This window comes from Brevibacillus ginsengisoli (genome assembly GCF_050113715.1).
In the GTDB taxonomy this organism is placed as follows: Bacteria; Bacillota; Bacilli; order Brevibacillales; family Brevibacillaceae; genus Brevibacillus_H; species Brevibacillus_H ginsengisoli.
On sequence record NZ_JBNJQR010000008.1, the window covers coordinates 64,339 to 88,937 of the forward strand.

Sequence of the window (24,599 nt, forward strand, 5' to 3'; positions counted from 1 at the left end):
ACTAGCTAACACCATTGGAAGGAAAAAACTTAGCCATTTGATTAGGCTAAGCTTTTTTAGGAAATATCTCTTCTTGTGAAAGTTATCAGCAAGTCTACACCTTGAAACGACTCATAACTTGTAGTAACTCTTACTAGTCGATTTCATTTTGTATAGGAAAACCCTAGCCAAGTAAATATGGCTAGGGTAGGAGACGTTTTAATCACCGATTTTTTAAACTTTTTACCTATTTTTAATATACATCACGTTGGTAACGCCCTTGCTCTTGCATATCATTTAGATATGCTTCGGCTTCTTCACGGGTCTTCGCACCTTCTTTTTCGATAATGTCAAGAAGCGCGTTGTGGACGTCTTTCGCCATATATTGCTTATCTCCACAAATGTAGAAGAATGCTCCATTCTCAAGCCATTCATACATTTCTTTGCTGTTTTCAAGCATTTTATGCTGCACATATACTTTTTGGGCCGTATCACGAGAGAACGCAGTCTCTAATCTTGTCAGTACCCCATCTTTTTGATAGGTTTCTAACTCGTTTTGATAAAGGAAATCCGACGCTGAATGCTGGTCTCCAAAAAACAGCCATGTTCTGCCTGGTGCTTTCGTAACCGCGCGTTCCTGGATGAAGGAACGGAAAGGTGCAATGCCTGTCCCTGGACCAACCATAATAATATCTTTGTCTAGAGAAGCCGGAAGATTAAAGTGTTTGTTTGGTTGAATAAAGATCGGGAGCGTATCTCCTTCCTGAAGACGTTCCGCACATAAAACAGAACAAACTCCTTTACGTTCGCGTCCGTGAGACATGTAGCGAACAGCACCGATTGTTAGATGCACTTCCTCAGGATTAGCAGCGATACTACTTGCAATGGAATAGAGACGCGGCGGCATTTTTCTTAATAAAGAAACAATCTCTTGAGCAGACGCTTTCCACGGACCAAAGTCATGCAACAAATCAAGCAAGTCACGTCCGCTGATATATTCTTTCAGTTGATCGATATTTTCGTCTGAAGCCAGCTTTTGTAGCTCTTGGTTCTCTGATAATTCCGCTGCCTGTTGGATCATTTTTTTAGTCAGCAACGTAATTTCAAAGTGTGTGGTAAGCGCTTCCTTTAATGGCAGTGTTTCACCCTGCTTATTTATGGTAACAGCCAAATCTGCGTCCCATTTCATTTCCTCAAGCAGAGAAGCCACAAGTTCTGGATCATTTTCAGGGACAATCCCAAGGCAATCACCTGGGACATAGGAAAGATCAGATCCCTTTAACGATAACTCGATATGTCTTGTTTCTTTACTAGATCCAGTTCCATTCAAATCTACATTTTTTAGAACTTTCGCTGGAAATGGATTTAACCTAGAAAATGTTGTCGGCACCTTATTGAGTACAGTGTTTTGCATAATTTTCACCTCAAGAAATAGTATAAATCTAGGATATAACAAGTCCTCTAAAAAATCTCGAAGAACCCTGTTTTTTTCTGTTATTATATCATTTTGTTCTCAAGTAAAGAAATAAAATCGATGTGTTCGGATTGAATCTATCAATTTATTGGAACGTCACGCAATCAATTTCTACTTAATCCGCCTAGTTTTTCCCAAAACTTAAGCATCTTATTTCACCTACCTATTCATGATCTTACAGTGGAGTGCTCAACTGTCTGTACGACCTGAGTTCCCATATATGAAAAAATAACCTTAGCCAATTTAATACGGCTAAGGTTATTCCTATTTTCCGGATGAATCATGCGCTATGGTTTTCGTATTTTTGGTACATTCTCAGCTTTTATGATCCATCACAACTAGGATTTTATGTTGTTCTTTCTACATCATTTAACTACACTTCGAATACCCGCAAGTCGTGCAGGTTTTACATCCTTCTGCCGGCATCAGGGTTGCTGAGCCGCAAGATGGGCATAGGTCTGGTGAATCCAAGCCAAACTCATCGTCATCATCTGCGTGATGGTGGATCGGTTCTGGTGAAGAGTTATAGGCGGACTTATGGGAAGCTGCCGCTACAGAGTGATAATCGTCTTCTCCATCCAGATGCATTTCCAATGCCTTCGCAACCGCGTCTGGAATCGACTCCACGCGATTTGCCCCAAATCCTACAGCACCTGAACCGCCGATTCCTTTGATTTGCTTGATCAGAAGACGAGCTTTGTTGCCATCCGGCAATTCGCCAAAACGCAAGAAGAGTGTGGATACACGGCCTAAAGCCTCTGACATGGCAAATACGTCGCTACCCGCTTTTCCTACATTTACAATGACTTCGAATGGTGCACCGTCGATGTCATTTACCGTAATGTACGCTTTTCCAAGCGGAGTGCGCATTTTGTATGTGGCCCCGCTTAATTTTTTCGGACGCTTGTTGTACGCTTTCTCAGGTACATGCGCTTTTCCATGGCTTCCTGCTGTAGTGTTTTCACTAGCTTTTGCCTCTGCTTTCTCATCATCCTTGCTTACAGAAAGAACCTGAGTGTCACGACTTCCATCTCGATAGATCGTAACCCCTTTGCAACCGAGGTCGAAAGCAAGTTCATACAGTTTCTTGGTATCTTCTACGCTGAAGTCATGTGGAGCGTTGGCTGTTTTACTGATGGACGAATCAACCCACTTCTGAATAGCGGCTTGAACGCGTACGTGATCCTCAGCAGACAAGCTCATTGCGCTCACGAAGTAGTCTGGGAGTTCCTCGCCAGGATTCGCTTCCAACCACTCCTTGGCAATTGGTACGTACTGCTTGTCGGTTCCCAAACGGCTTTGACGAGTGAATTCATATGCATAGAATGGCTCAATCCCTGTGGAAGTTCCCACCATCGTACCTGTCGAACCCGTTGGCGCTTGAGTCAACAGGGTAACGTTGCGAATTCCGTTCTGATAAATGGTTTCACGCACTTCATCGTCAAACTGCTTCATGAAGCCACTTTGTAAAAACTTCTCACGATCGAACATCGGGAAGCTTCCCTTTTCTTGGGAAATCTCCGAAGAAGCCAAGTAGGATTCGCGAGCGATAAAATGATACAGCTTCTCAAGGAACTCAAGAGATTCCACACTTCCATAACGAATCCCCAGTTTAATCAGCATCTCCGCAAGTCCCATGGTTCCAAGACCAACACGGCGTTCATTTTTCTGGTTGCGCTCGTTTTCTTCGAAATGGTATGGTGTCGCATCGATGACGTTATCCAAGAAACGCACGGCGTAGCGCACAGCTGTTCCTAGCTTGTCCCACTCTACTTCGCCGTCGGCTACAAACTTGGAGAGGTTCAATGCGGACAGGTTGCAGACCCCCCAGCCTGGCAAACCTTGCTCACCGCATGGATTGGTACAAATAATCGGGTTGAAATACCAGCTGTTGGACATTTGGTTGTAGTATTCGAGGAATACGATGCCTGGTTCAGCGGATTTCCATGCCGATTCAATAATGGTGTGCCAAATATCACGGGCACGCACGGTTTTATATACTTTCACTGGTTTGCCCAGTTCATCACGCCATTTGGTCATGTTGCCATCCCACATGGTTTCGTAGTCTGGATCTTGAGTATCCGGGAAGATCAAATCCCAATCCAGATCTTCTTTAACCGCCTTCATGAAGCCGTTGGACACACAAACAGAAAGGTTGGCGTTCGTTACAAGTCCCATCGTTTGTTTCACTGTAATAAATTCAAGAAGGTCTGGGTGCCAGTCGTTAAGCATCAGCATCAACGCGCCACGGCGGCTGCCTCCTTGCTCAATAAGTCCAGTTGTATAACTAAAGAGTCCACCCCAAGAAACTGAACCGCTGGAAGAACCGTTAACCCCTTTGACCAGCGCGCGACGAGGACGAAGGCTGGACAAGTTAATGCCCACTCCTCCCCCGCGAGACATGATCTCAGTCATTTGGGTTAAAGTATCCATGATGCCTCCGCGGGAATCGTGAGGAGACGGAATTACATAGCAGTTAAAAAGCGTCAATTCGTCGTTTGCACCGGCGCCAGCAGCGATTCGACCGCCAGGTACCAACTTCCAGTCATCTAGCAATTCACGGAACTTCGCTTGCCATTCAGCCTGTTTTTCAGGTGTTTTTTCGACAGCAGCCAGAGATCGGGCCAGCCTGTCCCACATAGCGTCGGGAGTAAGCTCAAGCGGGCGTGTTGTTCTTTCGATGCTGGTCTGGATCGTTTCACCGCTTCGCAAGAGAATCGTTACTTCTTTACCATGAATGGAGAGAATTTCACCAACTTCCTTTTGCGGGAAGCGAGGATCATCTTTGGTAAGGGTTAGGATGGTATCCCCTACTTGTGTGTTCGTATAATCCAGGTCCTTCATCGCGTAGCGATCGAGGAAAATTTTTTCACCTAAACCTTCCAAGCGATGTGATTCAGTTGTTGCTGACATTCTTTTCCCCCCAGAAAAAATGTAAATTGATTCTCAAAAGACGATTTGTTATCGTTAATAGAGACGGTTTTAAAGATACCATATGTTACTATTTTCATCAATGACTTTATTCTACATATTGACGTACTTTTCCTATATCCACATATTTCACACAATATATTGTGACAACTTCAGATTTAGGACTTTGGAGGGTTGACAAGTGTACTACGTAAACGGAACCTGGTGCGAACACGACATACCTGCTATCCAACCAGAAGATCGCGGCTATCAGTTTGGAGATGGAATCTATGAAGTCGTTCGCATCTATCGGGGAAAACTATTCCTTTGGGAAGAGCATCTATCACGTCTCGTTCGTAGTTCCAAGGAACTATCACTGACTCTCCCGCATTCTCCTGACGAACTCATGTCCATTGTCCATATGTTGATTTCCAAAAGTTCTTTGGGCGAGCGAGACGACGCCATTCTTTACTTGCAAATCACCCGAGGAGTCGCACCTCGTCAGTTTGAGTTTCCAACCGTAGATACCAAGCCAACCATCACCGCTTATGTATCTAAAAAAGCTCGCCCGCTCTCCCAATTCCAACGTGGCATCAAGGCAATCACTGCGAATGACATCCGATGGCTGCGCTGTGATATTAAAAGCCTCAATTTGCTCGGTGCCGTAATGGCGAAGCAACAAGCAAAGGAGCAAGGGGCAGACGACGCGATTATGCATCGTGATGGGATTGTGACAGAAGGCAGCTCCTCCAATGTGTTTGTTGTAAAGGACGGCACTCTCTATACACATCCTGAAACGAATCTCATTTTGCACGGGATCACCCGTAAAACCGTTCTCCAGTTGGCGGCAACCCTTCAGATACCTGTACAAGAAACTGCCTTTAACCTTGAGTTCCTTCGCGCGGCAGACGAGGTGTTCATCACCGCAACCACGTCCGAGATAACGCCGGTTGTCTTACTTGACGGCCAGCCAGTCGCAAATGGAGAGGCAGGTTCAGTCGTGAAACAATTGCAGTTCGCCTATACCCAGTATGTTCAATCAGTTTGTGGTACATTTGTGTAACATCCTCAAAAAAGGCACTTTTCCTAGAGTAACGCTTCGGGAATCAAATGAAAAGCTTCTATCTTTACCAAAGATAGAAGCTTTTGTCTATTCTCACGCATTTCCCCTTATCGGCGGAAGTTCCACTCATGCGTCGCGTAACGGGTTTGCGCCAACTCTTCGGCTAATGCAAGCTCGTCTGCGGTAAGAGGTTCAGCGACAAGTGAAATATCTAGTCCGGAAGCAAACCCTTTATAAAAAGCAGCAATCGCTTCCTCCAGTGATACCTCACGACCACTCACTTCATTAATCGTAACCGCCTTCTGTACGAAACTGTCAATCATCCGTTGCTTGACTCGCTCTGACGGGAATTTCAGAAGAGAGAAGAGAAGTTCCACGTCCATATCCAGCAGGATGGAGCCGTGCTGTAGAATAACCCCTTTTTGGCGCGTCTGAGCGCTTCCTGCGACCTTTTTACCCTCGACGACCAGCTCATACCAGGATGGGGAATCAAAACACGCTGACGAGCCTGGAGAGCTGTATTTCTCCTTCTCCTCTTCATTCGCCAAAGAGACCATCTCCGCATTCAGTCCCAGTTCCTGAAATCCGTGCAGAAGCCCCATACTTATTACCTTGTAGGCTTCCGTTACGCTTGATGGCATATTCGGATGGTTCTCCCATACCACAACGCTGTACGTAAGTTCCTGATCGTGCAAAACAGCTCGTCCCCCGGTTGGTCGTCTTACAAATCCGAGATTTCTCGCTTGGACGGCTTCTAAATCGATTTCTTTTTCCGCCTTTTGAAAATATCCAATAGACAAGGTTGCCGGGTCCCACGTATAAAAGCGAATGGTTGGAGGCACCTTTCCTTCGCTATGTAAAGTCAAAATCGCTTCGTCAATGGCCATATTCATGGCTGGCGACATCGGCTCGGTTAAAATGTATCGCCACTGTTCCATAGGTGTTCCTCCTTAAGCGCATGTCCTACGCTGTAATGAACGCTCGCTCTCCTATTGTATCGGCTACCTTTCGAGTGAGCAAGTTCACAACTTTGTAAAAGTGTCAGAGACAAGGTAAGGTGATATCAACGGTGGTACCCTTATTCATTTCACTGCTAAAGCGAATACTTCCTTGATGATCTTTAATAATTTTGTTACTGACAAGTAAGCCTAATCCTGTCCCCTTTTCTTTGGTGGTGTAAAAAGGTTCTCCAAGTTTCGGCAGCAGTTCAGGTGGAATGCCGCAACCGTTATCAGTAATGCGAATCAGGACTTGCTTGTCACTTCGTAGTGTCGTTTGAATACTGATTTCGCCATTTTCCGAGATCGCGTCCAGAGAATTCTTCAGGATGTTGATCAATAGCTGCTTAAACTGATATTCCTCACAATTGATCGAAATTGGTTCATTTACCAATTCCGTCGTGATGACGATGTTTTTGAGATTCGCTTCCGATTCAAGCAACTTTACAACATTCTCGATCATACTGTGCAAAAGAACCGGCCTTATATGGAGATTTTGGGGCTTCGCCAAGACAAGCAGCTCACTCACGATGAAGTTGATTCGATCTAGCTCAGACAACAGAATGGGAGTATACGAGGAACTATCTGAAGTTTCTGGTTGTAAATACTGAATAAATCCCTTCAATGTGGTGAGCGGATTTCTGATTTCGTGGGCGATACTTGCGGCTAATTCTCCGACGACTGACAGTTTTTCTGTTCTTAGGAATAGTTCTTCTTTTTGTTTCTCCTCCGTAATATCACGTGTCACATTAAAAAAGTATGGATATTCGCCATCAGCGCTGGTATAGGGCATTCCTCTCGACTCCAAATAAATCCATCTTTCATGATCCAGTTTATATCGATATTCACAGATAATCGGGGTTATCGTTCGGAGCATGTGGGAGAACTGTTCACAAACCCGGGACGCGTCGTCAGGATGGACTTTATCAAAGTGAATTCGATCCGTGCCTAACTTTTTCAGATGCGAAGGAGAACTGTACACGGTCTTGCCAAACTTATCAATGACAGAAATGAAATCTGCTGTATGTTCAGCAATGAATCGGTATTGTTCCTCGCTTTTTCGCAAAGCTTCTTCAGATTGTTTGCGTTCGGTAATATTGCGGGACACGACCAAATAGCTTTCAAGCTTGGCGTTCTCAGATAAGATTGGTACGCAACGCGACTCCAAATAGACCCAAGATCCATTTTTATGTTTTACTCTCGACTCAATTTGAACCGTTTTTTTATGAATAGTAATTGATTGATGCACATCCACTATTGTTTTTACATCATCAGGGTGAATCATAGCCAAAAGATCGGTCTGAAGATATTCATCCTGGGTGTATCCCAAGTGAAGCTCGATAGAAGGTGAGATAAAAATTTTATTCATGTTCACATCAAATGAGCTGATAATATCATTCGTATTTTCTACTAATATCCGATATTTGGCCTCACTTTCCAGCAAGGCTACTTCAGCCTTTTTACTTTCGGTAATATCTCTTGCGATAACCGAAGTGCCGACAATATTTCCTTCAATATCCCGTATAGGTGAAGCCGTTAAACTTACATGCACCATCGTGCCATCTTTTCGCTTGCGTACGGTCTCATATCCAGAAATCCGCTTTCCTGAGCTTTTTATCGGGCGAAAAATTTCTATGGTTTCATTTATTAAATTTTCCGGCACCAGACAGTACGGATCACGCACCAGATCATGAAATGTCCAGCCATAAATTTTTTCAAAGGCATTATTTATGAGAAGTATATTTCCCTTCATATCTCTAATGGAAATTGCATCAGTCGTCGTTTCGACAAAAGACTGAAGCAGTTCTTTCATGTAGATGTGTGCTTCACTTAGATTGGTTCGAAGAGTCTCTTTATCCATAGGATTATACCTGCCTTAAATAAAGAATATACTTGATGTGTATATATTCTATCTCTTTTGTAAAACTCCTTGAAAATCGCTCCCTGCAAACTAGCAAAAGGACGCCTGGGAGTGGATGTTATCCGAATGTTTATCTTGCCCCCTATTTCCCAGGTGTTGTAATGATAACTGTGTGTGATTTAGCATCCCAGCCTACTCTTTTGGCAAATCATCCTTGGGCATCATATCATTGTAGTTCGCTTGTTCGTTTCCAATCTTGACATCAGTGATTAAAATCTTCCGTTCTTTTACCAGTCCGGTTTTTAGTTCGCCGTATTTCAGCTTCCACTGCGGGTGGTAAATCCCCGTCTTGAAGTATGGCGTGCGTGGGCGCGTGGTGTAGGCATTGGGACCGTTCACCTTCCAAACAGATTTCCCATCCTTCCAGACTTCGACCTGTCCATCGCTCGCAGATGACCACCGTGCATGGACAACCCAGGAAGACCAGACTCCTTTTTGCACTGGTTGATCGAGAGCTCTCGAATCGCGCTGTATATCCGCAACGGAACCGAAGCTACGTTTTATCACGTACTTGTCACCATCTACCGAAATAGACAAGTTTGGAAAATCTCTGTCCACTCGCTCATTACCGAGGATGGCGTGCCATTGCAGGAAGATGTCGTTGCCGCTGTCGGTATCGAACACCCAATCTTGTGGGATATAAACCCGAGCCGCGTACCAACGCTCGTGGAACCCCTCTTCGTGTGGTTGCGCAATTTCTGAGCGGAACTGTCCCTCGGTATGCGGAACGACGAATTGTACCGCCTTGTGACCTTGTGGCATACCGGGAGCATCTACTACTTGTACGCGTTGAGTAACCGTGTCTGCATCCAGGCCCGCACGGTCTTCTGCAGCGTTGATGGCCACTTTCCATTGTCCTAGTCCGGATTGAAAGTTGTCTTGAACCATGATGTGGCTCGCCAATTCTTTTGCGCTAACCATTGCGATACTACTTACAAGTAAACTGGTAATAAGGACAGATAAAACAAAAAACTTTTTCATCTTCTCTAACACCCCGATGAGTTGATAGCTTTATAGTAACAGGAAAATGTAGAAAAAGTGTGTTGGAAGTGGTAGCAACAAACAAAAAGACGACCCTTATTCAAATTTCTTGAATGAGAAGTCGTCTTTTGATTTGTTTATGGATTCGATTGCTTACACTAGCGCTTTTTCCTCTACGGTCTTTTGATAGCGCAGAATTGGTTTACGAGCAGCTGTAGCTTCGTCAAGACGTTTGACAACCGTCGTGTGAGGCGCTTCTTGAACAACCTCTGGAGTTTCTTCGCATTCACGCGCAATTTGCAGCAAGACGTCGATAAACTCGTCAAGTGTCTCTTTGCTCTCTGTTTCTGTAGGCTCGATCATCATACACTCATCCACAATCAACGGGAAGTAGATAGTTGGCGGATGATAGCCAAAGTCCAACAGGCGTTTGGCGATATCGAGTGTACGGACACCCAGCTTCTTCTGACGGACGCCGGAGAGAACGAATTCATGCTTACAAATTCGATCATACGGCAATTCGTAGGCAGCAGACAGACGACGCATCATGTAGTTCGCGTTCAATACGGCATACTGGGAGACCTTGTGCAATCCTTTTGCACCCATTGTACGAATGTAGGTGTAGGCGCGCAGGTAGATTCCGAAGTTTCCGTAGAATGCTTTGACCCGTCCAATGGATGCGGGATAGTTGTAATCGAGCTTGAAGCTGCCATCTTCAGTCTTCGCTACCATTGGAGTTGGCAAGAACGGCATCAAAATGGATTTCACGCCAACTGGGCCAGAACCAGGACCGCCACCGCCGTGAGGACCCGTGAACGTTTTGTGCAGATTCAAGTGAACCACGTCGAAGCCCATGTCGCCAGGACGAGCAATTCCGAGAATCGCGTTAGCATTGGCACCGTCATAGTATAGCAATCCGCCTGCTTCATGTACGATGTTCGCCATTTCAATAATGTTTTCTTCGAATAGCCCAAGCGTATTCGGATTGGTCAGCATCAAACCAGCGGTATCAGGGCCAACTGCCGCGCGCAACGCTTCAATATCAACCAGACCGCGCTCGTCTGATGGAATCGTTACGGTCTCAAATCCAGCAATCGACACAGATGCCGGGTTGGTACCGTGAGAGGAGTTTGGCACGATGACTTTGGTGCGCTTCTCGCCGCGGCTCTCATGGTAAGCGCGGATTAACATCAGCCCTGTCCACTCCCCTGCCGCTCCTGCAGCTGGTTGAAGCGTAACCGCGTCCATTCCAGTGATTTCAGCCAGGTCATTCTGGAGGTTGTACATCATTTCCAAGGCGCCTTGAACGGTTTCATCCGCTTGATAAGGGTGGATGCCGGCGAATCCTGTATATCGAGCAACGTCCTCATTAATCTTCGGATTGTATTTCATTGTGCAAGAGCCAAGCGGGTAGAACCCTGAATCGACCCCGTGGTTGCGGTTAGACAACTCCGTATAGTGTCTCATTAATTGCAATTCCGATACTTCGGGTAATTCAGCAGGAGTTTCACGGATGAGGTGATCTGGCAATAATGACGCCACATCAACTTCAGGAACATCAAGCTCAGGCAAGCTGTAGCTTATACGTCCCGGTTTGCTCATTTCAAATATCAGTGCTTTTTCTTGATCGTTACGCACGAGTGATCGCCTCCATTTCTTGCACCAAGGTATCGATCTGCTGTTTGCTGCGAAGCTCTGTTACCGCGAGCAGCATGTGACCGTCCAGCTCCGGATAGTTACGTCCCAGATCATAACCGCCGATCATTCCAGCAGCGAGGAGGGCCTTATTCACTTCTGCTACAGGCTTTCCTACTTTCACCACAAACTCATTAAAGGTTGGTGCTTGGAAGACTACTTCCATGTTCGCCTTGGCAAAGGCTTGCTTCGCATAATGCGCTTTTTGCAGGTTCATCATGGCCATCTCTTGTACGCCTTGTTTACCAATCGCACTTAGGGAAACAGACGCAGCCAAAGCATTCAAAGCCTGGTTGGAACAAATGTTAGAAGTCGCTTTTTCACGACGGATATGCTGTTCGCGGGCTTGCAAGGTTAACACGAAACCGCGTTTGCCATTCTCGTCTTTGGTTTGACCCACGATACGACCTGGCATTTTACGCATTAATTTGGTTGTAGTAGCGAAATATCCACAGTGTGGTCCGCCAAAGTTGGCATGAATCCCGAACGGCTGCATATCGCCAACCACGATGTCGGCACCCAGTTTGCCCGGCGCTTCCAGAACGCCTAGCGCAACCGGATTCGATTTCACAATTAACAAAGCACCTTTGCTGTGTACCAGCTTCTCGATCGCTTGCAAATCTTCCACATTTCCAAAGAAGTTCGGATACTGTACGATCACTGCACCTGTCTGTTCATCTATTGCTGCTTCCAGTTCGGCTAGGTTCGTCACACCCTGAGCGGAGTAACCGATTTCCTGCACCTCTACACTTTGACCATACGCATAAGTCTTAAGAATTTGACGCGCTTCTGGATGAACAGCACTGGAGATGACCACGCGAGGTTTTCCAGTATGACCGGCTGCCATCATAGCCGCTTCCGCCATCGAGGTAGGGCCATCATACATAGATGAGTTCGCTACTTCCATGCCAGTCATTTCACACACCATGGTCTGGAATTCAAAAATCGCTTGCAATTCCCCTTGGCTGATCTCTGGTTGATAAGGTGTATAGGCTGTATAGAATTCGGAACGGGAAATGACATGGTTCACTACACTTGGGATATAGTGCTCGTACACACCCGCACCCAAGAAATTCACATGAGACTCGAAGTTTACGTTCTTAGCAGCGAGCCCCTTCATGTATTTCACCAATTCTGGTTCTGACAATGCTTCGGAGATGTTCAATTCCCCTTTAAAGCGCACCTCTTCTGGAATGTCAGCAAACAATTCGTCAATGGATTGGATACCGAGAGCTTCAAGCATCTCGCGTTTGTCCTGGTCCGTTTGCGGTAAATAACGGTATCTCACGTGGGTGATCCTCCTTGGAATCCAAATTTTCTATTTATTCAGCGAGAAATGTGCATGCAGATTTTTCCCTTACTTTTTCTCGCGTTTATAGAATGGTGACGCAACCACTTGCGCTTTCAGACGCTTGCCTCGAATCTCTACGTCCACTTCTGTTCCTAATGCGGTGTATTCAGCTTTCAACAATACGAGCCCGACATTTTTCTTCAAAGTTGGAGATTGCGTTCCGGTTGTAACCTCACCGATCTGTACATCTCCCACGAAGACTGGATAATGGGAACGCGGAATCCCTCTGTCAATCATTTCGATACCGACAAGCTTACGAGGTGCACCGTTTGCCTTTTGTTCTTTTAACACCTCAAAGCCAATGGCCGGGATCTCTTTATCTGTTTTGACGGCAAAGCCTATGCCCGCCTCAATTGGTGTAATATCCTTGCTTAATTCTTGACCATAAAGCGGCAGCTTGGCCTCGAAGCGAAGTGTATCCCTTGCTCCTAATCCACATGGAAGGACACCCTCTTGTTGACCTGCTTCAAGAATTTTGTGCCAAAGTTGAATGCCTTTGTCCGCCGCCATATAAATCTCAAATCCGTCTTCACCCGTGTACCCTGTGCGAGACACAAGAGAAGGTACTCCATCAATGAGAACATCTCGTTGGAAACGGAAGAACCCGATGGAGGAAAGGTCTGTTTCGGTTAGCTTTTGCAGGACTTTCTGTGCTGCTGGTCCTTGCAAGGCAAGCTGTGCAGTCTCTTCTGAAATATTGGTGATCTCCACATCTGCTGTCAGATTTTCTTGCATCCAAGCAAAATCCTTGTCGATGTTCCCCGCATTAATCACCAAGTAATAATGATCATCGGCAAATTTGTACACCAGCAAATCATCGACAGTACCGCCGTCTGGGTAGCACATAGCACTGTACTGAGCCTGACCGACTTCCAATTTGGACACGTCGTTGGTTGTCAAGCGTTGAAGGTAGTAAAGAGATCCTGATCCTTGCACCAACACTTCGCCCATGTGAGATACATCAAACAAACCTGCTTTGGTACGAACCGCCTCATGCTCTGCGGTGATGCTTGAGAATTGTACCGGCAAATCCCAGCCGCCGAAGTCAATCGTCTTCGCACCATATTCCGCATAGACCGGAAATAGTGGGGTTTTCTTCAATTCTGTCATCGGAACTGCACCTCCTGAAAAATACAATCGAACTAGTTTTGATTGCCCTTGAGGCTACGGAAACCGTCCCACAAGAAAAGGACAGAAAAGGAAGAGATAGCACGCCAAATAAAAGCGCCCTGTCTTCTTCCTCCCTGTCCTTGGTACCTGAGAGTTGCCTTGACGAAACCATAAGCTATAGCGGTTTCACAAGTTTCCCCTTGGGTGGCTTACGTACAGTCGTAAGCTCTCTCCAGAGATGCGTCCGGTAGAGGTACTTTTGCCTGAGAGATTCACTTTCTTTCTTGAAAGCTTGCTCCTTCGGCGCCGCAGTGAAGCGGTCTCTCCCTACTACCATCATTCGCATGAAATTAGTTCATACATAACTTTTCTCAAACAATTCATACTAACCAAATAAAGAACCTTCTCTATCGTACCACGACACCCTGATACTTGAAAACAAGATTTCATCAAAATAAAGCAATTTCTTAATGTTAATCACAAAACGGATTATAATCGTTTGTATTTTCCTTTGATTATATCTAGTAAATGACAAATCCACGAAAGGAGTCAGGTATATGACGAATATTCCTATACATTTCGATCGTTCGTGGATACAACCGTTGTCAGACAAGATTCAACATGATGGACCCTGGCATCGTTGGGATCTGTTTCAGCTTGCCCTTGAAGCTGAGGAAGCCATCTCGGTCAAAGCGTTTGATGAGCTGCAAGCCCTCAAATATCTTCCGAATATCCAACCATTTGACCATCAATTGGTAACCGCCAAGAAAGTTCTTAACGAGATGCGCGGGCGAGCCATTCTAGCGGATGAAGTGGGACTTGGCAAGACGATTGAAGCGGGACTTGTCATGAAAGAATATATGGTTCGCGGCCTGGCTAAAAAAATTCTCATCCTCGTTCCAGCCTCGCTTGTGATCCAGTGGACCAAAGAATTGAATCAAAAATTCGGGATTCCGGCGGTTGCCCAGAAGAAGGAGTACATGTGGCGACAACATGATGTGGTGGTAGCTTCGATTGATACAGCAAAACGTGATCCTCATCGAAGTCACGTTCTGGATATCAGCTACGATATGTTAATCATTGATGAAGCGCACAAACTAAAGAACAAACGAACCCGTAACTATCAATTCGTCAAAGAGGTTAAGAAAAAATACTGCTTATTGCTTACAGCTACCCCTATCCAGAATGAAATGGATGAGCTGTACAACCTGATCAACCTGCTGCGTCCTGGGCATCTGGGTCACAGTTCCTCTTTCTCTTCCAACTATGTTGAGGGCAAACGGCAAGCCAAAAATAATGACAAACTTCAAAAAGAAATCGGTAAAATCATGATTCGCAACCGCAGAAGTGATGGTGGTGTTCATTTCACGACTAGACACGTGCAATCGATTCCCATTGAATTATCATCTGAGGAATGGGATTTGTACGAGGGCGTCACCGATTTTATCCGGACCTATTATCGTTCGGAGTTGGGGGCGATGAACGCGCTCGCTTTAATTACGTTACAACGGGAGGTTTGCTCCAGTCGAGAGGCCGCCTTCATGACCCTCTACAACATGTATCAGCGAGCTCCTGAAGATTCTCCCCAGCGCAGCGTCATCATGGAGTTGGTCGAGAAAATCAAAAAAATCGAAACTCATTCCAAGGCCGCCAAAGCCGTGGAGTTGATTCAGCAGTTGAACGATAAAGTGATTATCTTTACGGAATATCGCGCCACTCAAAACTATCTGCAAAAGTATTTAAGCGATCACGGCATCACCTCTGTCCCGTTCCGAGGCGGATTTAAACGAAGCAAGAAAGACTGGATGACCGAATTATTTCAGAACCGAGCACAAGTACTCATCGCTACTGAGGCCGCAGGTGAAGGGATTAACCTGCAATTTTGCAATCAGGTGATCAATTACGACCTGCCATGGAATCCAATGCGGATCGAACAGCGAATTGGTCGGGTACATCGCTTGGGACAGAAACGCGATGTTTTCATCTATAATTTGTCCACCACCGGAACAATCGAAGAACATATTTTGAATCTGTTATATGAAAAAATTGATCTATTCGAGATGGTCATTGGAGAGCTTGAGGATATTGTCGATCGGCTGAAGCTATCTAAATCCCTTGAGCACAACCTGATCGATATCATAATGGATTCCCGTTCAAATAGGGAAATGGCATTGAAGCTGGATAATATGGGGGAAGCAATCCGTTCCATCCGGCAATCGGTTCAAAACGTTCCACCTAATGCGGTCGCCAATCATCTAAGTCCTTGAAGAAACATCCCAGCCAATATGGAGGTTGCTTGCGTGAACCAACAAGAGGTCCGAAGATACATCGAAAGTTACCTGGCGGCCTTCTCTACCCATATCGTGGAGTCTCATCCCGCCTTTGTTACCGTTAAGCTTCCAGATGAAGTAGACAAGGATATCGGGAATCGCCCCTTCTACTGGTCCTGGGTAGAGAAAATGAATATTCCTCCTCAACCGTTAATCCTGAGCTTTCTTTTTGATGAAGAAAAGAAACCCGAGAATTTTCGCGGAGAGTTCGTTCATTTTGGATCGAGGCGTTTGCATCAGATTTTTGAATCAACCCGAAAGCATGGTAGCTTTGTCTGTTTATTTGAGCAGAGTCCGCTTGCCTCTTCAGCTATAACGAGAGCACATCGTTCGACTCCGCTGACTCCCTGGCTTTGTATCAATGTCAAAATCTCTTTTATCTGTGACAAAAAGCGAGACTGTCTGCTTTCTTTGGGAATAAACTTACATCATTTGCGGATGGTTGACGATTTCTACACCTTTTTGAAACGCTTAACACTCTCACCTGCCATACCCGACTACCATTATACGCTGGATCGTCGACTTTCGTTGGAGCATGCGTTCGATATGTTTAATGATCACGTGCACTCCTTTATTGCTACACAAGATCAGAAATGGGCTGAGGAAGCGCGGCGAAGACTCTCCGAAGAGCTTGAGATACTCGAAGCCTACTACACCCAATTGGAGTTAGACGAAAAGGAGAAAGACTCAAGAGAAAAGACCCAGACGGATACAACAGGGGGCGCTCAAGAACCTGATATTCCTACCAATGCGGTGAATTTGCCGTTAGAAGACCCATCTCCCGCTCCCTTTTCCCTTCCGCTCATGAGCAACCAACAGGATGTGTCTGCCCCAGTCTCTTTGGAAGAACATCGTCAGGGAGGCGGAAGTATACTCGATTTCCTGAGAATGAACAGTATCCCGGAAACTTCAAAAGAAAAGATTGTTCAACAAGATTGGAAGTCAAGTTCTCCTCAAGAGGAAAAAAATCGGAGAATGGCCGAGTTGAAGTGGCAGTACGAACCTCGAATCGACGTGCAAGTCATTAACGCCGGGTTGTTTTACCTGTACAATGAACCCCCTCTCTAAAAATAGAGAATGCTGACGCAAGAGTAAAAATATGTAAAACCCACACGAGAAAAACATTCTCTTCCTGACAGCAAGCAACAAATTGTTTAGGCATATTCTGGTTAAAATGAGTAAGGATAAGTGATTTACCTTTACGCTTAATCAGAAGGGATGTGCTTGAATTGTTGCAACGTATCGGCCAAATCTGTTTACAAATAATGGTTGTGATTGTCTGTACGTTTTCTCCCGCTTCCGTAAGCGCAGAAGAAAAGACGTGGACCGTGGCTTTTTCCCAACAAATAAACGTTTGGATAAAAGAACTATCAACCGCCGATCACCAATTTGACGATTGGAAAGGGGCGAAAACCTCTGTTCAAACCCTCGGACCTAATTCCATGCAGTGGTTGGTTACCCTATCGGCTCGGGACAAGCAAGTGGGTTATATGGTGGTCGCTGAAGAGAAACAGAGGAAAGAACAGCAATCTCCACAGTTCGTCCTGATGGAATACGGTTTAGGAGAATTTGTTTTATTTAACGATACGATTGCACCCAGACAAAAGGGCGCTCTACCTATATACGACGGATTCGCTTCTTATTGGAAATTTGATCAAAATGGATTACCCCAATACGTTGACGCAAAAACAGGAGAGCATTATCCATCCATGTTTCAACCGGACAAAGGGATCATGGAAACCCTTTCTCAAGAGGATTTGGCCCTAGCAGGCTTCCCTTTGACGAAAACCTCCACACTTCAGCAAGTCGAGACGGATCCATTTGACACGATTGATTGGATGCAAGCCCAACCGATCAAGACAACTGAAACAACTCCCGCTTTGTGGGAACACTTTGCCAATACCACAACTAAAAAATCATTTGTCGTTACCGCGTCATTGTTTCAGGATGAAGTGCTCGCCCCATTTACAGTCGGATCTGTACACGTATGGGGCGATAAAACGCTCTATATTGGTGTATGGGATGAGGGACTTCGTTATTTACCCTCCGCTTACATCACCAAAGTCGGAAAAATCGTACAATAAAAAAATAAAAAGGTAGCCTGTCTCTGGCTACCTCGATCCATTTATGCTATTAGTTTTTGAACCTTATCGGTGGCTGCTTGGTTGTACGCGTTGATTGACCTCATGAAAAACGTCCATAGTACTCATCCCATTCGCATTGATGACGGGTGCGCCCGTAATCAAGTTGCCTTGAATCCCCATGAGATTCTCATCCTGCCCTGTAATGACAACAGCATCCACTTGTTGTTGCCAATTTCCTAATTCGACAACATCAAATCCGTTAGCCCGCAACATTTTAGAGAGATCGGTTAATGAATGTTCAACAGCAATTTTTGGCATATCCATTCCTCCATCCAGTCTGTTTTTACTTGCGCAAGAACAACCTGATTGACATAGGAATTACACCAAACCACTTAGAAGACCATGGTTCTCGGGGTGGTTTGTTTTTTTTTCGCTCTTCTTTTGGTGTATCCATGTATTGTACGAATCGCTTGGTTAAGAATTTAAGGTAATCCTGAAACGACATCACGACTCCCCCTTACAGGTTTAGTCTTGCCGTTTGACCTGATATTCAACCATGCGTTTCAAGATTTCTTCGATGATCGCATCGGGTTGTTTCTTGGTCGTATTGATCTGAATCATTGCGAAGTCATAGGCTCCCTTCCGCTCTTCAAGCAATACCACAACTCGCTCAGCCGGATTGCCGGCAAGCAGCGGACGCCCTTGATCAGCCGTTACTCGGGAAATAATTTCGTCTGCGTCAGCGTACAGTCCGATAACCAGCGAATGATTCATCATCTGTTTTACATTCTCTGAACGAAGAACAGCTCCGCCACCAGTCGTGATGACTTGACTTTTCCGATCCAGAAGCTTGGCAAGCAAATGAGTCTCGACCTCTCGAAAATAGGATTCCCCTTTTTCCTTAAAAATCGTGGGGATATCCACACCCTCACTTTCTACAATCGCCTGATCAAGATCAACGTGTGTCATCCCTAAGCGTTTGGCCAACAAGGAACCAATTGTTGATTTTCCTGTACCCATAAACCCGACAAATACGATATTTCTCTCTGTGCTCACCAATATTTTAGTTCCTTTCCGGTACCGTAATCTGAACAACTCGTGTGTCTTTGTCGTAGTGAACCTGATACCCCATTACCTGACTAAAAAACTCCAACGGCACCATCACGTGGCTTTTTACCTCAATCGTTGGTTTTTTCGTCGTGACCGGGTGACCGTTTACTTGTATCTTGTTCGAGAAATCATGAACAATGACTTCTTTATTTCCAGCTTTCATGTGGATCGTTCTCTTTTCTTCATTCCACACGACATGATAGCCAAGCTTCTGCATAATTTCAGCTACAGGCAGATAGACGGTGTTATCTTGAATCCTTGCCGCCATATTCGGATAGAACGCCATATCATTAATCACGGTATCAACATAAGGTACCATCTCAATCGGAGCGAAACCCGCTTGATTAATTCGCTCGACATTTGGCACGAAGTAATGGGCTTCACCTCTCAGGGTTTGTCCCAACGCTTGGTCCAGGTGTTCAGGTCCTACAGTGAACCCATGATAACTTCGTTGTACTCGCTGTAAAAACTCCTTAAACTTGGCGTCTCCAATCTGATCGCGCAAACGATGGTACAACATCGCCCCCTTGGAATACCATGTCCAAGAAAATTCATCACGTGTCTCAAATTGATTGAGATTTTTACCCAGCTTACCGAATGGGTAGCGAGCCGACAATTGATTCGTTGTCGCCGTATATTCTTGAATAAAGGAGTCTGCCTGGCTTTTACCGTGCCGCTTCAAATCATAGAAGTACAGGCTTGCTTCAGCCATCCCTTCATCTAGCCAACCATAGATTGGTTCAATCGTAGAAATGCTGTTATACCAATACATATGAGCAATTTCATGAGGCAGCCAGTGATCGATCAGATTGTTCGCGTACATATCTTTGGAGAAGATCGCCATATTGGCATATTCCATCGCAAATGTTGTATTGGCTCCTGTTTCAGCGATTGCCACCTCTGGATATGGCAAGGCACCATATTCACTTATGTACGCTTCGAAGGCAGATTGGGCAATCGACTTCATTAAACTTAAGTTCGATTCATTCGTTGTCGCAATGTGCACCTGATGCCCTGGATTAATATCAACCGTTTCGATATGATACATCGGGCTTCCCACTAACGCAAAATTCAAGACCTTCTTGGCATGATACTCGACCGATTTGCGTCCATCCTGCGACGGTTGCGCTTTGCCCAGTCCCCACGAGGTTACCCACTGGTAAGCTTCAGGTGAGGTGAAGGTCAAATCATAGTCCGCATAGTGATACACAAACGGATCGCCAAACGAATTAGGTTCTGGTGGAACATACCACTGATTTTTCTGATCGACTGAACCTAGCATGGGATACCAGTTCGTCAGCGTCCAGATATCATCCTTAACCCCATAGCGTGTCCCGCTCCTGGGAACCATGGACTCGAATTCCACCTCGATCGCTCCCCTGCTTTGACTCCCCAACACGTTGTCAAAGCGGATTACGGTACCTTCCCTACGAAAAGGTATGCCTTTATTTTTGTAGCGAATCGCTTTAATCCTCATGGGGCTCCACGTGTAATCGTAGACATACAGGTAAAGTTCTTTCGCCTTGGGGTTATCAAACAGTATCGTCTCTTTCCCTGTAATGGAAGCCTCGTTGGTATGTAATTCGGCTGCAATTTTATAGGAAACATGCAGATTTTTAATCAGCGAAGGCACGAGCGGATCATAAAGGAAGGGGTCAGCTCCAACCGACGACTCCACGACACTAGCCTGCTGAGTGTGAAACCATTCGGATAATTGTGGCCATTTTATGACAACTCCTACCGCCGAAAATACGACAAGAATAGCCACACATATTAACAAACTTGTCTTCTTTACTGAGTTCATCTAACTCTACTCCATCATCTATTTGCCTATATTGTAACATCCCGAATGGAAGGTGGGTATCTTTAGTTATTCTTGTAAACTCCTGTCAAAAATTATCTAAAATTAATAGCGCTTACAAATCGAATTAGCCGATACAAACGTCCGCCACCACGTTATAATATTAGTGTTTGGTTCCAACAATTCCCTTATATGGAGGTATGTATGAGCAACAATCAATTTACCGATCCTTTTTCGGTATGGAAAAAGTTGTACGACCAGACGGAAGAGCATTGGGGCAAAATGTTGGGTGAAACGGTACAAACCGAAGCCTTCTCCGCATGGTTGGGTTACATGCAAAAACAAATGCTCGAATACCAGGATGCCGTCAGAAAAAGCACAGAAAAATACTTGGAACAAGCCCACCTTCCAAGCAAGAATGACATTGCCAATCTCGCTTCATTAATTGTCAATCTTGAAAACAAAGTGGACGAACTTGATATCAAATTGGATAAGCTTCAAGATCAACTCGCCGAAGTTCAGAAAGAAAAGACAGAATAACTCGATATTATTCAATGTTCATTATTTTTCTAACTTACAAGGTATGGGGGTTATGAAGATGACAAATTTACAAGGAAACGTAGCGATTGTAACAGGCGGTTCACGCGGTATCGGAGCATCAATTGTAAGGGAATTGGCGAAGAACGAAGTGAATGTTGTCATTAACTATCAATCAAGCGCCGAGGCTGCCACATCTTTGGTTCAAGAAGTGGAAACTACATACGGAATCAAGGCTTTGGCAATCCAAGCGGATATCTCTCAAGCAGATGATGCGCGTCACCTTGTAAATCAAGTAAAAGAACATTTTGGAAGAATCGACATACTTGTTAACAATGCGGGAATTACGCGGGATCGTACGTTTCGTAAGTTAACAGATGAAGACTGGAATCAAGTGATCCAGGTCAATCTCAACAGTTTATTTTACATAACCCAAGCAGCCATTCCGAGCATGCTTGAATCTGAAAATGGTCGAGTGATTAATATTTCCTCCATCATCGGACAGGCGGGCGGTTTTGGCCAAACCAACTACTCTGCCGCTAAAGCTGGTATCATCGGGTTCACCAAATCACTCGCTTTGGAATTAGCCAAGAGCAACGTGACAGTTAACAGCATCTGTCCAGGATTTATTGAAACAGATATGCTCGCCTTTGTAAAAGAAGAGATTCGTGAACAAATTAAATCCCGTATTCCTCAGCGCCGTTTCGGTTTGCCGGAGGAAATCGCCAAAGGCGTGCTCTATCTTGTCAAAGACGGCGCCTATATCACAGGACAGAGCTTAAATATTAACGGTGGTCTATACATGTAGGGAGGATTGGATTCATGACAGTTCCAAATTATATCGAAAGCTGGAATGAGATGGTCAAGCATTTGCCGGAGCCGTATCAAAAATCCATTGCTCGCATGGAAAACGTACGCGAAGCCTTGACTGGACCTGAACCCGAAGTAGGACTCACTCCAAAAGAGTGTATCTGGACCAAAAACAAAGCGAAACTGTATCGTTACATCCCAGTCAAACCACAAGAGGAACGTCATAAAATTCCATTGTTGCTTATCTACGCGCTCATCAATAAGCCTTATATCATGGATTTGACGCCTGGTATGAGCATGGTGGAATACCTGGTCAATCAGGGATTTGACGTGTATTTGCTCGATTGGGGAGTCTTCCAGCTGGAGGATAAGGATATTACCTTTGACGACTTGGTATTTGATTATATTCCACGGGCAGTGGATAAGGTTCTGCGCACGTCTTCTGCCAATGAGCTATCCGTTCTGGGTTATTGCATGGGCGGTACCATAACCTCCATGTTCGTGGCTACACATCCTCACCTGCCGATTCGCAACCAGATCCAATTGGCGAGCCCGATCGACTTTGAGGATGCGGGGACCTTCACCGTTTGGCTGGATGAGCGCTATTATAATCTGAATAAAATGGTCGATACTTTTGGGATCATCCCGCCGGAAATTCTGGACTTTGGGAATAAGCTCCTCAAGCCGATCACCAATTTCGTGGGACCATGGGTAAATTTGATCGACCGCGGCGCAGATGAAAAATTCATCAAAAACTGGAGACTGCTGAACAAGTGGGTGGCAGACGGAACGCCTTTCCCAGGGGCAGCCTTCAAGCAATGGATACGTGATTTTTACCAACAGAACAAATTAATCAAGGGCGAGCTTGTCTTGCGTGGACACCGCGTCGATCTCAGCCAGATCAAAGCCAACCTCTTGACGGTCGTGGCCGAAAGAGACCATATTGCGCTTCCTTGCCAAAGCATTGCCCTGAACAATGTCGTCTCTAGTGAAGACAAGTCTGTTCTTGAATTGCCAACAGGACACGTCTCCATTGTCAACAGCGGCGTTGCCTTAAAGCAATTCTTCCCTGCTCTTAACGAGTGGCTCAGTGCCCGCTCGAACTAATTGAAGACGATTTTCGTCAGAAAAGGAAAGGTGGTCGTCAGCGTGACGACCACCTTGTTCATTTAGCTTGCTATCGGTTCAATACTTACCCCATTCTGATTCGCCCACGAATGCAAATCCATGAGGAATGAAGTGATGTGCGGACATTCAGCGGAGATGCAGAGTGTATCCGCTGTGAGTTCAATTACGCTGCCATCCACCGTATTCACACGCTGCTCCATCACAAGCTTCGCCGCTTGCTCCAGTTGTTCATTCTTGCCGATTAGCACACTTCCCTCTAATTCACGGGGAGCCAACCGTCCAGTTGGGAGGTAAGTACGATCAGCGAAGACTTCCTCAGCAACGGGCTGACCCATTTCAAGACAGGTTTCCACTAACGGACTTCCAGAAAGAGCATATAAAAGCAACTCTTCATTAATATCTGCAACCGCCCGTACAACCGCTTCCGCGATGTCCGGACGTTCTGAGGCCTCGTGATACAGGGCGCCATGCAGTTTGACATGGTGGAGAGAACCACCGATCGCCCGGGTAATTCCATCCAGCGCGGCCACTTGATACAAGACGAGTTCATACACTTCCTTGGGAGATAGATGCATCGAGCGTCTTCCGAAGCCTTGCATATCCGGATATCCCGGATGCGCCCCGATCATGACTCCATTCTTCAAAGCAGCATCTACTAGTTTGGCAATGATATGAGGGTCACCCGCATGAAATCCGCAAGCAATATTCATGGAGGTAATCCATTTTAAGATTCCCAAATCCTCACTCAATCGAGAACGGCCAAACCATTCTCCCAAATCGCAATTTATATCGAGTTTCATCTAATCTTCCCACCCTTTGGTTAATGTAAGCGCATACAATAATCTGGAAATTAATTACTTTCCCACTATTAGAATACCATAAACATGTAACAAACAATGTTGAGATTTTATTACAAAAAAGCAACGAGGCATCTCGTTGCAGTTTGATCCACTTTATGTAGCAGAAGATGATTCTACTTTACCTGTTTCGTTCATTAGTGATTCCGTTAAAGCCATCAATTGAGTTTTCTCCAGTTGATAATCAAACTCTTTGGCTTTATCAGGTTTGGAGTTGTTATATTCGGTAGGAATTTCATGTCGATGAGACCGCTCCACTCTGGTTACAAAATGCAGCTTCTCCAATGTTTTAATCGTCTCTTCGATTTCGTCCGCCTCTACATACATCGCCACATAGTTCAACCGTTTCGATACGAAATGAATGGATCCAAAGCGCCGTAAATTCTTGGCCACACGTGGATTTTTGATCCAAACGGCTAATCCTAGTCGTTTATCCCTCATGCTCTACTCCTTACCCCTT

Annotated in this window: 21 protein-coding genes and 2 riboswitches; of the genes, 7 read left to right on the forward strand and 14 right to left on the reverse strand. The window is 45.3% G+C overall.

Annotated elements, in window-relative coordinates; all coding sequences use genetic code 11:
- Positions 1-232 precede the first annotated feature (232 nt).
- Both ACQCN2_RS16535 and ACQCN2_RS16540 read right to left on the reverse strand, forming a co-directional pair.
- Positions 233-1,393 (reverse strand): sulfite reductase subunit alpha, encoded by a 1,161-nt coding sequence (locus ACQCN2_RS16535; RefSeq protein WP_426930049.1) that lies wholly within the window; start codon positions 1,391-1,393, stop codon positions 233-235.
- Positions 1,394-1,822: 429 nt separating this feature from the next.
- On the reverse strand, positions 1,823-4,366 hold the full coding sequence (locus ACQCN2_RS16540) for an adenosylcobalamin-dependent ribonucleoside-diphosphate reductase (protein WP_426930050.1): 2,544 nt from the start codon (positions 4,364-4,366) through the stop codon (positions 1,823-1,825).
- A gap of 199 nt (positions 4,367-4,565) precedes the next feature.
- Here ACQCN2_RS16540 and dat point away from each other — a divergent pair, with 199 nt between their 5' ends.
- The gene (gene dat / locus ACQCN2_RS16545) at positions 4,566-5,426 is read left to right on the forward strand and encodes a D-amino-acid transaminase (RefSeq protein WP_426930051.1); all 861 of its coding nucleotides are present in this window, start codon (positions 4,566-4,568) and stop codon (positions 5,424-5,426) included.
- A 107-nt stretch (positions 5,427-5,533) separates the two neighbouring features.
- Here the strand turns inward: dat and ACQCN2_RS16550 are convergent, their stop codons facing one another.
- The 6 genes from ACQCN2_RS16550 to gcvT all read right to left on the reverse strand — a co-directional run bounded on the left by ACQCN2_RS16550 (position 5,534) and on the right by gcvT (position 13,482).
- Entirely contained in the window at positions 5,534-6,364 is an 831-nt protein-coding gene (locus ACQCN2_RS16550; RefSeq protein ID WP_426930052.1) for a lipoate--protein ligase family protein, read from the reverse strand.
- Between the two features lie 103 nt (positions 6,365-6,467).
- Complete coding sequence (locus ACQCN2_RS16555; protein ID WP_426930053.1) at positions 6,468-8,285, reverse strand: PAS domain S-box protein; 1,818 nt, start codon at positions 8,283-8,285, stop codon at positions 6,468-6,470.
- 192 nt (positions 8,286-8,477) lie between these two features.
- The gene (locus ACQCN2_RS16560; RefSeq protein ID WP_426930054.1) at positions 8,478-9,326 is read right to left on the reverse strand and encodes a polysaccharide lyase family 20 protein; all 849 of its coding nucleotides are present in this window, start codon (positions 9,324-9,326) and stop codon (positions 8,478-8,480) included.
- A gap of 153 nt (positions 9,327-9,479) precedes the next feature.
- Entirely contained in the window at positions 9,480-10,964 is a 1,485-nt protein-coding gene (gene gcvPB, locus ACQCN2_RS16565; protein ID WP_426930055.1) for an aminomethyl-transferring glycine dehydrogenase subunit GcvPB, read from the reverse strand.
- On the reverse strand, positions 10,957-12,309 hold the full coding sequence (gcvPA, locus tag ACQCN2_RS16570) for an aminomethyl-transferring glycine dehydrogenase subunit GcvPA (protein WP_426930056.1): 1,353 nt from the start codon (positions 12,307-12,309) through the stop codon (positions 10,957-10,959). The genes gcvPB and gcvPA overlap by 8 nt, the downstream gene beginning before the upstream one ends.
- Before the next feature lie 69 nt (positions 12,310-12,378).
- On the reverse strand, positions 12,379-13,482 hold the full coding sequence (gcvT, locus tag ACQCN2_RS16575) for a glycine cleavage system aminomethyltransferase GcvT (RefSeq protein WP_426930057.1): 1,104 nt from the start codon (positions 13,480-13,482) through the stop codon (positions 12,379-12,381).
- Between the two features lie 124 nt (positions 13,483-13,606).
- Positions 13,607-13,723, reverse strand: a riboswitch (glycine riboswitch).
- Positions 13,724-13,822: riboswitch (glycine riboswitch) on the reverse strand.
- Positions 13,823-14,039: 217 nt separating this feature from the next.
- Here gcvT and ACQCN2_RS16580 point away from each other — a divergent pair.
- From ACQCN2_RS16580 to ACQCN2_RS16590, 3 genes are all read left to right on the forward strand, one after another.
- Positions 14,040-15,749 (forward strand): DEAD/DEAH box helicase, encoded by a 1,710-nt coding sequence (locus tag ACQCN2_RS16580; RefSeq protein WP_426930058.1) that lies wholly within the window; start codon positions 14,040-14,042, stop codon positions 15,747-15,749.
- 33 nt (positions 15,750-15,782) lie between these two features.
- The gene (locus tag ACQCN2_RS16585; protein ID WP_426930059.1) at positions 15,783-16,880 is read left to right on the forward strand and encodes a YqhG family protein; all 1,098 of its coding nucleotides are present in this window, start codon (positions 15,783-15,785) and stop codon (positions 16,878-16,880) included.
- Between the two features lie 161 nt (positions 16,881-17,041).
- Positions 17,042-17,896, forward strand: a complete 855-nt coding sequence (locus ACQCN2_RS16590) for a hypothetical protein (RefSeq protein ID WP_426930060.1) — start codon at positions 17,042-17,044, stop codon at positions 17,894-17,896.
- Positions 17,897-17,959: 63 nt separating this feature from the next.
- Here the strand turns inward: ACQCN2_RS16590 and ACQCN2_RS16595 are convergent, their stop codons facing one another.
- From ACQCN2_RS16595 to ACQCN2_RS16610, 4 genes are read right to left on the reverse strand one after another with little or no spacing between them, the layout of a single operon-like run.
- Positions 17,960-18,214 carry a YkuS family protein gene (locus tag ACQCN2_RS16595; protein WP_426930061.1) on the reverse strand — a complete coding sequence of 85 codons (255 nt, stop codon included), beginning with the start codon at positions 18,212-18,214 and terminating at the stop codon, positions 17,960-17,962.
- A 25-nt stretch (positions 18,215-18,239) separates the two neighbouring features.
- Positions 18,240-18,401 (reverse strand): YqzE family protein, encoded by a 162-nt coding sequence (locus tag ACQCN2_RS16600; RefSeq protein ID WP_426930062.1) that lies wholly within the window; start codon positions 18,399-18,401, stop codon positions 18,240-18,242.
- A gap of 20 nt (positions 18,402-18,421) precedes the next feature.
- Positions 18,422-18,916, reverse strand: coding sequence for a shikimate kinase (locus ACQCN2_RS16605; RefSeq protein ID WP_426930238.1), 495 nt, complete (start codon positions 18,914-18,916; stop codon positions 18,422-18,424).
- 43 nt (positions 18,917-18,959) lie between these two features.
- Positions 18,960-20,810 (reverse strand): stalk domain-containing protein, encoded by a 1,851-nt coding sequence (locus ACQCN2_RS16610; RefSeq protein ID WP_426930063.1) that lies wholly within the window; start codon positions 20,808-20,810, stop codon positions 18,960-18,962.
- Between the two features lie 201 nt (positions 20,811-21,011).
- On the opposite strand from ACQCN2_RS16610, the gene ACQCN2_RS16615 reads away from it, so the two are divergent.
- From ACQCN2_RS16615 to phaC, 3 genes are read left to right on the forward strand one after another with little or no spacing between them, the layout of a single operon-like run.
- On the forward strand, positions 21,012-21,347 hold the full coding sequence (locus ACQCN2_RS16615) for a polyhydroxyalkanoic acid synthase subunit PhaR (protein ID WP_426930064.1): 336 nt from the start codon (positions 21,012-21,014) through the stop codon (positions 21,345-21,347).
- A 58-nt stretch (positions 21,348-21,405) separates the two neighbouring features.
- Positions 21,406-22,152 carry a 3-oxoacyl-ACP reductase gene (locus ACQCN2_RS16620; RefSeq protein ID WP_426930065.1) on the forward strand — a complete coding sequence of 249 codons (747 nt, stop codon included), beginning with the start codon at positions 21,406-21,408 and terminating at the stop codon, positions 22,150-22,152.
- Positions 22,153-22,166: 14 nt separating this feature from the next.
- A complete protein-coding gene (gene phaC / locus ACQCN2_RS16625; RefSeq protein WP_426930066.1) occupies positions 22,167-23,261 on the forward strand; it encodes a class III poly(R)-hydroxyalkanoic acid synthase subunit PhaC in 1,095 nt (364 codons plus the stop codon).
- Positions 23,262-23,323: 62 nt separating this feature from the next.
- Here phaC and ACQCN2_RS16630 read toward each other — a convergent pair whose 3' ends face one another.
- Together ACQCN2_RS16630 and ACQCN2_RS16635 are read right to left on the reverse strand one after the other, a co-directional pair.
- Positions 23,324-24,082 carry a LamB/YcsF family protein gene (locus tag ACQCN2_RS16630; RefSeq protein ID WP_426930067.1) on the reverse strand — a complete coding sequence of 253 codons (759 nt, stop codon included), beginning with the start codon at positions 24,080-24,082 and terminating at the stop codon, positions 23,324-23,326.
- A 153-nt stretch (positions 24,083-24,235) separates the two neighbouring features.
- Complete coding sequence (locus ACQCN2_RS16635; protein ID WP_426930068.1) at positions 24,236-24,580, reverse strand: YlbG family protein; 345 nt, start codon at positions 24,578-24,580, stop codon at positions 24,236-24,238.
- Positions 24,581-24,599 lie beyond the last annotated feature (19 nt).